Below are 9,575 nucleotides of genomic sequence, written 5' to 3'. Positions count from 1 at the left end.
GGGCGCACCGTGCGGTGCGCCCCGCGGGCCCCTTCATGCGCTCCCGTCGCGGGAACTCAGTCCTCGGCGCCCTCGGCGATGGCCAGCTGTACCTCGATCGGGTCGCGGCGCGAGATCCACAGGGCGCGGCCCGGAGGCATCGTGCGCGCCCGGATGTTGCCGAACAGCATGCCCTCCGAGGGCGGGGCGGACAGCATGATGCTGGGCGTGTTGGAGTCGATGAGCGCCCGGATGACGGGATCGCCGGAGGCCCGGCTGAAACCGCCCGCGGCGTGAACGAGGACCACGTGCATGCCGATCTCAGCACCCTGGCTGAGCATCGGCAGGAGCGGGGTCAGCGGGTTGGGGCCGCTTCCGGAGACCATCTCGAAGTCGTCGATGAGGATGAACAGCTCGGGGCCGGTCCACCAGTCGCGCTTGCGGATGCGGTCGGGCGTGATGTCGGGCCCGGGCAGCCGCGCCTTCATCGCCTGCGCGGCGGCGGCCATCATCTCCTTGACGTTGTCGCCCGAGACCGCGTAGCCCAGCTGCATCTCCTTGGGCACGGCGTCGTAGAGCTGGCGGCGCTGGTCGGCGAGCACGACCCGGGCGGTGGTCGGACCGTAGTGGCTGCGGATCGCGTTGGTGATGTGGCGCAGCAGCGTGGTCTTGCCGGTCTCGGTGTCGCCGACCACGAGCATGTGCGGGGTGACGCCGAAGTCGTGCCAGAACGGCTGCATCCGGCGGCTCTCCAGACCCATGGGCACCTTGAGGCTGCCCATCTTGGTGATTTTGGATCCGGGCAGCTCACGGGCGTGCAGAATCGGGGGCAGCGTGCGCACCGGCGGGGCGGGCGGTCCGTCCCAGGCCGCGCGCACGCGTTCGACGAGTTCGGTCATGCCCTCGGCCAGCGTGACCGAGTCGGCGTGGCCGTCGGCGCGGGGCAGGCCGGTGAGGAAGTGGTGCTTGGTGTCGGTGATGCCGCGGCCGGGCACGCGGGGCACGGTCTGCGCGGCGCGCATGTGGACCATGGAGTCGACGGGGTCGCCCATCCTCAGCTCGAAGCGGCTGCCCATCAGGTCGCGGACGCCGGTGTGGAAGTCGGCCCAGCGGGGGGAGGCGACCACGACGTGCAGGCCGTAGTTGAGACCGCGCTGCACGAGCTGGACGATGGATCCCACCAGATCGGCGTAGTCCTGGCGGATGGTGCCCCAGCCGTCGATGACGAAGAAGACGTCGCCGTAGGGCTCGTCGGCGAACTCCCCGGCGGCACGGCGCCTGCGGTAGGTGCCCATGGAGTCGATGCCGTGCTCGGTGAAGAAGACCTCACGTTTGGTGAGGATCTCGTTCATCTCCATGATGGTGCGGGTGATGCGCCGCTCGTCGGTGCGCGTGACGACGCTGCCCACGTGCGGCAGGTCCCTGAGCGAGTTCAGCACGCCGCCGCCGCAGTCGATCCCGTAGAACTGGACCTGGGCGGGGGTGTTGCACACGGCCAGGCTGAGGATGAGCGTGGCCAGCATGGTGCTCTTGCCGCTCTGGGGGCCGCCGGCGATACCGACGTGCCCTCCGGCCCCGGACAGGTCCGCGACCAGGGGCAGGCGCTTGTGCTCGAAGGGCCGGTCGATGATCCCCAGCGGCACGCGCAGGGTCGTCTGCTGCTTCCAGGCCAGGCCCCCCTCGGGCAGGCGGGTGCCGGTCATGGCGAGCAATTCGTCCACGAGCGGCGGCACCTCCAGCGGGGCCAGCCAGACCTCGCGGGCCGCCGGGCCGAGTCCGTCCATTCGCGCCAGCGCGGTCCCGAGGAGGGACTCGCTGGTCTCCTCCACCTGGACCTGGGGCTCCTCGGGTTCGGGGGCGGCCGTGGCCACGGGGGTGTCGGCGAAGAACACCACCTCGCCGCCGACGGTGTTCCTGCGGGCGGCGCGGCGCTTGACGCGGTAGGGGCCGGAGACGTAGGCGGCCTTGAAGCGGGTGAGGGTCTCGGTGTCGGTCTTGAGGTAGCCGTTGCCGGGGGCCGAGGGGAGCTGGTGTGCGTCGGGGACGCCGAGCACGCCGCGGCTCTCGATGGCGGAGAAGGTACGCAGCGCGACCCGGTAGGACAGGTGTCCCTCCAGCTGGTGCATGCGGCCCTCGTCCAGGCGCTGGGAGGCCAGCAGCAGGTGGACGCCGAGGCTGCGGCCCAGGCGGCCGATCATGACGAACAGGTCCATGAAGTCGCGGTGGGCGGCCAGCAGCTCGCTGAACTCGTCGACGACCACGAACAGCGTGGGCATCGGCTCCATGTCGGGGTTGGTCTCGCGGGCCCTCTCGTACTCCAGGGCGGAGCTGAAGTTGCCCGCGGCGCGCAGCTGCTCCTGGCGGCGGACCAGCTCGCCGTGGAGGGCGTCCTGCATACGGCTCACCAGGATGGCCTCGTCGGCGAGGTTGGTGATGAGCGCTGAGGTGTGCTGGAGCTGGTCGAGGCCGATGAAGGTGGCGCCGCCCTTGAAGTCGACGAGTACGAAGTTGAGGGTCTCCGAGGAGTGGGTCAGGGCCAGGCCGAGCACCAGGGTGCGCAGCAGTTCGCTCTTGCCCGAACCGGTGGCGCCGATGAGCATGCCGTGCGGTCCCATGCCGCCCAGCGCCGACTCCTTGAGGTCCAGCTCCAGCGGCGCGCCGTCGGAGTTCATGCCGATGGGCACGCGCAGCCGGTCCTTCTCGTGCAGTTCGCTCCACATGCGCTCGGTGTCGTGCCGGTGCAGGTCGGAGATGCCCAGGAGGGTGGTCAGCTCGAAGTCGGTGGTGAGCGGCTCGGTGACCTCGACGACCATGCCGATGCGGTAGGGCGAGAGCAGGCGGGCCAGGGAGGTGGCGCGGGACGGGCTCAGGGAGTCGGGCCTGCCCAGCACCTCCTCGGTGTCGCGGCCGCTGTGGTCGCGGGAGAGCATCACCAGGCGCTCGGGCTCCACCCGTAGGGCCAGGGTGTAGGGGTCGTCCTCGGGGGGCATCGGGTCGGCGACGTCGACGACGACGGCGTTGCGGTAGCCGCCGCCCATCATGCGCGACCCCGGCGGGATGCGCCCGCCGTCCACGACGATGACGGTGAAGGGCTCCTCGCGGCTGGGGGCGGCGGTGGGGTCGAAGCGGGGGCGGTCGGCCAGGTCCGGGACGAGCTGTTCGAGTTCCATCGCGTCCGTGCACAGCAGCCGGGCCTGGCCCGCGCCGTCGCGGGCGGTGGGGTGCTGGGTGTGGGGCAGCCACTTGGCCCACGACCACAGGGGCAGGGACTCGTCGGAGCAGCACACGGCCACGCGCAGCTCGTCGTGGGCGTGGAAGACGGTGAGCTGGCCGATGAGGGCGCGGACGAGGCCCCGGCTGGCGTCCAGGTCGCCGCGCATGGTGATGCGGGAGTACCCGCGCAGGTAGATCTGGACCGGCTGGTCCTCGACGGTTCCGTAGGCGCGGATGAAGCGGCGCAGCGCGTGTGCGCTGAGGGGTTCGAGGTCCTCCACCGGTTTGGAGGAGACCGGGGAGATGGTCATGGACAGTGCCTGCTCGCCCACGGCCATGCGTGCCTCGGCGAAGTCGTCGTCTGTCCCCCTGCGCTCCCACAGCCGGGAGGTGCGCACGATCGACCACAGGGCGTCGGGGTGGGGCGCCCGCCAGAGCATCGCGTCGCGCTGCTCGGTGACCACCCCCCGCAGGCGGGTACGCATCTGTTTGAGGTAGCGCAGGTAGTCGCGGCGGTCGTCGTTGAGCTGGCGGCGGCGCTCCAGCATGGTGCGCACGTACTGGCCGCCGAGCATGACCACGGCGCCCGTGAGCATCATCCCGCCCGCCAGATAGGGCATGATGCTACTGCCCCCGCCTCCGCCTCCGCCCATCATGCTCCCGGGGCGGACGATCATCATGAGCATCGCCAACGAGGTCATGGCCATCGGCAGGTAGGTGAACACCGATGAGGTGCTGGACTGTGCGTCGGGCAGCTCCGGTGGTTCCTGGAGGCTGACCTCGCCCGAGGGCAGGTCCGGCCCGGGGCGCCGCGGGGGGCGGCGGACGAGGATCGTACTCACAGAACGGGGTCCTCCCTTGCAGGGAACAACGAGGGCCGGTCCGGAACCGGGACCGGAACGGGGACCGTAACCGGCGTCCGGAACCGGACGCCGGCAGCAGAACACTACCGTTGCTAACTAAAGTGACAGACACCAAAATTTAAAACAACACACCTCCAAAATGGGTCGTGGGAGTGTTAACGTCACTTCCGCCCCTGTCACGACCCCGCCTCATGATGGGCCCCCACCGGATGAACGATGTCGCCTCCCCGGACCTGTGCCGACTGCTGATCCGCGCCCCCGAGCGCTCCTTCGAGATCGCGGCTCCCACAGAAGTCCCCCTCTCCGAGATCCTGCCCACACTCGTGCTCTACGCCGAGGGTGACAACGGCGAGGACTTGGACGAAAGCGGACTGGAGCACGACGGATGGGTCCTCCAGCAACTGGGCGACGAGCCCTTGGAGGAGGACGAGACCCTCCGCTCCCTGGGACTCTGCCACGGAGAGACCCTCTACCTGCGCCCCCGCCGCGACCAGCTGCCACCGGTGCACTTCGACGACCTGACCGACGGCGTCGCGACCGGTATGGGCGAGCGCTCGGACCGGTGGCGCCCGGAGGCCACGCGCGTCCTGCTCCAGGCGCTGGGCCTGGTGGTGCTGTTCACCGGGCTGGCCGTCCTGGTCAGCGGCGGTCCCGGGCTTCTGACCGCGGTGTCAGCGGCCTGCTCCGCGCTCCTCATGCTGCTGTCGGCCTGGGCGGCCTCGCGCGCCATGGGCGACCTGGTCGCCGCCACCGGCCTGGCCGCGGCGGCCACCCTGTACATGGCGGTGGCCGGCGCGTCCGTGCCCTCGGGCGACCCCGGAACCGCCCTGGCCGGGGCGCGCCTGCTCACGGGCTCCGTGACCGCGGCGGGGGCGAGCGTGCTCGGCCTGGCCGCGGTGGCGGGCTCGGTGCCCTTCTTCGCCGGCTTGTTCACCGCCGAGGTGCTGTGCGCGCTGGGTGCGCTGGCCCTGATGTTCATCCCCGGCGCCACGGTCCCGGCCGTGGCGGCGCTGGTGGCGCTCATCGCACTGCTGCTGGGCACGTTCGCCCCCCAGCTGGCCTTCCGCCTCTCCGGCCTGAAGCTGCCCCCGCTGCCGTCCAACCCCGAACAGCTCCAGGAGGGCATCGATCCCTATCCCGCGCGCGGGGTCCTGGACCGCGCCGTGCTGGCCGACCGGTTCCAGACCGCCCTGTACGCGTCCACCGGCGCCGTCCTGACGGTCTGCCTGATCGTGCTCGGCGCCACCCCCGGGTGGGTGCCGATCACGCTGTGCGTGATCGTGTCGCTGGTGATGCTGCTCCAGTCACGCGGTCTGGCCAGCGCCTGGCAGCGGTCCTTCGTGGTCGCGCCTCCCTGGATCGGGTTGACGGCGCTGGTCCTGGTCGTGGTGTGGACGGCCGACCCCCTGCCCCGGACGCTCGCCATGGTGGGTCTGTTCGCCGCCTCCGCGATCCTGGCGGTGGTGTCGTGGAACCTGCCGGGCACACGACCGCTGCCCCACTGGGGCCGGGCCGCCGAGATCACCCAGTCACTGCTGACGGTGGCCATCGTGCCCCTGGTCCTGGCGATCTTCGGCGTGTTCTCGCTCCTGCGCGGAATCGGCGGCTGACATGCAGTCACGTCGCGACAGGGTGATGGCCCACAACTTCACCGTGGGCCGACTGGGCACGGCCATGCTGGAGGGCGACCCCGACTCGGTCGACGCCCCCATGCGCCGCACCCGTACCGGCACCTACATCGGCATCGCCATCGGCGCGGTGCTGTGCATCGGCTTCCTCGTGTTCGGCCTCATCTTCCCCGGAGGCGCCACCAGTTGGCGCCAGGAGGGGCGGCTGATCGTGGACCGCGACACCGGGGCCTCCTACCTGTACTCGGCCGGGGTGCTGCGCCCCGTGGCCAACGGCGCCTCCGCACGCCTGGTCCAGGGCGCCGACGCCGCCGTGAGCCTGGTCTCGGCCAGGTCCCTGGAGGGCGTGCCCGTGGGCGGCCCCGTCGGCATCGCCGGCGCGCCCGACGCCCTGCCCACGGAAGCAGGTCTGGAGGAGGCGGTCTGGCGGGTGTGCGCGCTGTCGCCCGAGGGCGAGGAGGACGAGCGGGGCCGCACCGCGCTGGTGGTCGGCACGGCCCCCGCCCCGGCCTCGCCCACCGCCGACCAGGCGGTCCTGGTGACCGGTCCGGACGGCGCCCCGCAGCTGCTGTGGAACGGCACCCGCCTGCGCCTGGACGAGGAGAACGGCGCGGTTCAGGCCCTCGGTTACGGGACGAGCGACACCCTGCCCGTCACCTCCGCGTTCCTCAACACCGTGCCCACGGGCCCGGACCTGACCGCACCCGGGGTGCCGGGCGCCGGTGAGGACGCTGACGCGTTGGCGGGCGAACCCCGGCGCGTGGGGCAGGTGTTCGCGGTGTCCGCAGCCGATCAGGAGGACCAGCACTACCTGCTCACCCGTGACGGTCTGGTACCGCTCTCCGTGACGCAGGCGCTGCTGCTGCTCGCCGACCCGGAGGTCTCGGGCGCCGCCTACCCCGACAGCCCCGCCGAGGCGCTGCCGCTGCCCGCGGGCGAGGCGCACGCCCGGCTCTCCGACGGCCCGAGCCCGCGTGAGGAACGCCACCCCGTGTCCCCGCCGGAGCTGGTGGGTGTCGGCGCGAGCGTGCCGTGCCTGCGGCTGGCCCCCGACGGTTCCCTGTCGGTGACCATGGACGACCCCGCCGGGGTGGAGGCGTGGCCGGTGCAGGAGAGGCCCGGGATCCTCCCGGGCTGTCCGACCCCCGACCTCGTCGGCATCGCCTCCGGCCGGGGGACCCTCGCCGCCGCCCAGTCGGTGGGGGGTGGCGGTACCGCGACCACGCACTACCTCGTCACCGACAGCGCGGCCAAGTACCCGGTGATCGACGAGACCGCACTGGCCTCACTCGGCTACGAGCCGGCCCAGGCCGTCCCGGTCCCGACCTCCCTACTGCGGCTGCTGCCCTCCGGGCCGGTACTCGACCCGGAGGCCGCCGCCCTCCCCCTGGCGTCCCCGCACACCGCAGAGGACGCAGGTTGCCCCTGATGGAACGAATCGAGGAGACCCCGTGAACCAGAGGACAAGGACTACAGACGAGGCCGAGCGCATCGCCCAGGACGCGATGACCGAGGCCCACGGCAGCTGCAACACCATCTACACCAACGTGGACAACACGCGTGACAAGCTGCGCATGTCCTGGCAGGGCGCGGCCTCCAACAAGTACAGCGAGGCGGTCGTCGGCTGGCTGGAGGAGCTGCGGCTCATCACCAACGACATGAACCAGATGATCGGCACCTTCGGTGGCACCGTCCACGCCATGCACGCCACCGAGGACGCGGCAGTCCTCACCGGTTCGCGGTGGATGGACGAGCTCAACCCGAACCAGCCCGGCTGAGGCCGGGCACCCGCTTCCACCCGCACAAGCCACTCCCCGGAAGGCGAGACCATGAGCATCAACGGTTTCGACGTCAGCTACGCCTACGTCGACGAGGCCACCAACGAACTGCGCACCCAGACGAAGGCCGTGCAGGACCAGATCGAGGCGCTCGACGCCCAGATGCAGACGGTCAAGGCAGAGCTCGACGGTGCCATGGCCGCGGAGTACGACCGCAAGGTCCTGTCATGGCGGACCAACGTCGCCGACATGCAGCTCCTGCTGGGCAAGGCCGAGGCCGCCCTGAACGAGATCCGCAACAACTACTCCTCCACCGACGGGCGCGAGGCCATGAACTGGCAGGCCTTGATGTAGCCCGCTCCCCTTCCCCGGGGCGGGCGGCCCACCACTCCCTTCGGGGCGCCCGCCCCGCTCCCCTCCCCCACCCCCGACACACCACTTGACGACCGCCCTGCGGGCGGTAAGGAGGTCCCGACGTGGAGCCGCCCCTCTTCGACTTCCGTGCTGCCCTCTCCGGAGAGGAGCCGGACCCGACCGAGACCGAGGAGGGCACCACCCTCCAAGAAGGCACGACCACGAACCGGTCGGAGTCCGCCCCGGTCAGCGTGGACCTGACCAGCGGTCTGCTCATGCTCCGGCACGCCGGCTCCTCGGTCGAGGTGGACACCGCCACCCAGGAGGCGGTACTCGACCCGGGCGAATCCGAGGTGACCGTCGGCGACGACGGCGTGATGCTGTTCGGCGCGCAGCGCTCCGGGGACACCGCCTCCCCCCACGTGTTCCCCGGCCAGGACACCGAGCACGTCGTCACCGTGTCCGCCCCCGACGGGGAACTCTCCGCCCTGGAGCCCCAGCGCTTCGAACCCCTGCGCCCCGCCGAACCGGGCGTTCCCGTGGAACCGGGCGTGCCCGCCGAACCGCGGTTCGTCTCCGCCGGCATGCCCGCGGAGGAGACGGCCTCCCTCGAAGGCGAGAAGACGGTACCGGGAGAGCCCGCGGTCCTCGCGGAACCGCTCCAGCGGGAGATGTCCCCCCTCATCGACTCCGTCGAGGCCACGGAGACCCCGCAGGAAGCGACCGTTCCGCTCAGCACCGTCCCCCTCGAACCCCGGTCCGAGGAGGAGCAGGAGGACCTGCTGGAGTCGGACTTGGACCCGGCCGGGGAACCGGTCACCGGCGTGGAGCTCATCTCCGCCGACGCCGACGACCCCGCCTTCGGCGAGACCAGTTCCGAGATCCCCGGGGCGCCGGTCGTGACCCTCGATCCCGAGACGGGTGTCACCACCGTCGAGGCGGGCGAGATGAAGTTCCTCCTGGACCCGGAAACCGGCACGATCAGCATCGAGCCCGGTGACAGGGACGTGCCCCTCGACCCGGAGGCGGCTCCGGTCACGATCGAGTCCGGGCACCTGGGGCTGACGATCGACCCTGCCGAGGGCACCGTCGAGATCGAGACGACCGGCCCGGGTGACGGCGAGGAGGCCCTGCCGACCACGATCGAGATCGGCGACCTGAAGCTCACCCTGGACCCCGAGACCGGCGAGGTCTCCTTCGACCCCGGCGACGGGCAGGTGGAGGTCGACCCCGAGACCGGTCTGATCACCATCTCCGAGAAGGACGAGGACGAGGACGGGGACGGGGACGGGGAGGACGAAGAGGGGGAGGACAGGCCGGCCGGTGACGGGCCCGGTGAGGAAGAGGTTCCCGGAGACGACCGGCCGGGCGGTGACGGACACGGCAAGGGAGAACTCCCCGAAAGCGACCGGCCGGGCGGCGACGACGAGGGCAATCCCCGTGAGGAGGACTCCCCCGAGCACGTGGGGAGCCAACACCCCGACCGCCCCGGCGCGACCGACCCGGGCGGCGGCGGGGTCCCCAGCACCCCTGTGGGCGCCACCACGCCTCCGGTCACGGGGGAGACCCCCACCTCTCCACCGACCGAGAGCACGCCACCCAATGACGAGGACTCCTCCGACCCGGGTGGGGACGGGGGTGGCAGCGGTCCCGGCGAAACGGTCCCCCTCGACCCGGTCACCTCGATCAAGCCGGTAGTCACGCCCGAGAACGACGGCGACGGCCAGGAACCGGTATCGACGGATCCGGGCCACATCACC

General features: G+C 71.5%; 5 protein-coding genes and 1 pseudogene. 5 read left to right on the top strand and 1 reads right to left on the bottom strand.

Annotation, left to right across the window (positions count from 1 at the left end; translation table 11 throughout):
* Nucleotides 1–56: 56 nt before the first annotated feature.
* A complete protein-coding gene (eccCa, locus tag ACFWTE_RS01930) occupies nt 57–4,034 on the bottom strand; it encodes a type VII secretion protein EccCa (protein ID WP_378776971.1) in 3,978 nt (1,325 codons plus the stop codon).
* A gap of 212 nt (nt 4,035–4,246) precedes the next feature.
* On the opposite strand from eccCa, the gene eccD reads away from it, so the two are divergent.
* The 5 genes and pseudogenes from eccD to ACFWTE_RS01905 form a co-directional block, all read left to right on the top strand.
* Complete coding sequence (eccD, locus tag ACFWTE_RS01925; protein WP_378776969.1) at nt 4,247–5,665, top strand: type VII secretion integral membrane protein EccD; 1,419 nt, start codon at nt 4,247–4,249, stop codon at nt 5,663–5,665.
* Nucleotide 5,666: 1 nt separating this feature from the next.
* Complete coding sequence (eccB, locus tag ACFWTE_RS01920) at nt 5,667–7,112, top strand: type VII secretion protein EccB (protein ID WP_378776967.1); 1,446 nt, start codon at nt 5,667–5,669, stop codon at nt 7,110–7,112.
* Nucleotides 7,113–7,134: 22 nt separating this feature from the next.
* A complete protein-coding gene (locus tag ACFWTE_RS01915) occupies nt 7,135–7,461 on the top strand; it encodes a hypothetical protein (protein WP_378776965.1) in 327 nt (108 codons plus the stop codon).
* A 51-nt stretch (nt 7,462–7,512) separates the two neighbouring features.
* Complete coding sequence (locus ACFWTE_RS01910; protein WP_378776963.1) at nt 7,513–7,815, top strand: WXG100 family type VII secretion target; 303 nt, start codon at nt 7,513–7,515, stop codon at nt 7,813–7,815.
* A 122-nt stretch (nt 7,816–7,937) separates the two neighbouring features.
* A pseudogene (locus ACFWTE_RS01905) lies at nt 7,938–9,575 on the top strand (AAA family ATPase); the annotation flags it as partial.

Origin of the sequence: Nocardiopsis sp. NPDC058631 (assembly GCF_042716955.1) — a bacterium.
Lineage (GTDB): Bacteria > Actinomycetota > Actinomycetes > Streptosporangiales > Streptosporangiaceae > Nocardiopsis.
Note: the sequence above shows the minus strand (reverse complement) of the source record. Positions and strands in the feature narration are given on the sequence as shown.

Coding starts and splice junctions, on each gene's coding strand:
- eccB (WP_378776967.1), top strand. CDS start 5,667: ATGCAGTCACGTCGCGACAGGGTGATGGCCCACAACTTCACCGTGGGC.
- ACFWTE_RS01910 (WP_378776963.1), top strand. CDS start 7,513: ATGAGCATCAACGGTTTCGACGTCAGCTACGCCTACGTCGACGAGGCC.
- eccD (WP_378776969.1), top strand. CDS start 4,247: ATGATGGGCCCCCACCGGATGAACGATGTCGCCTCCCCGGACCTGTGC.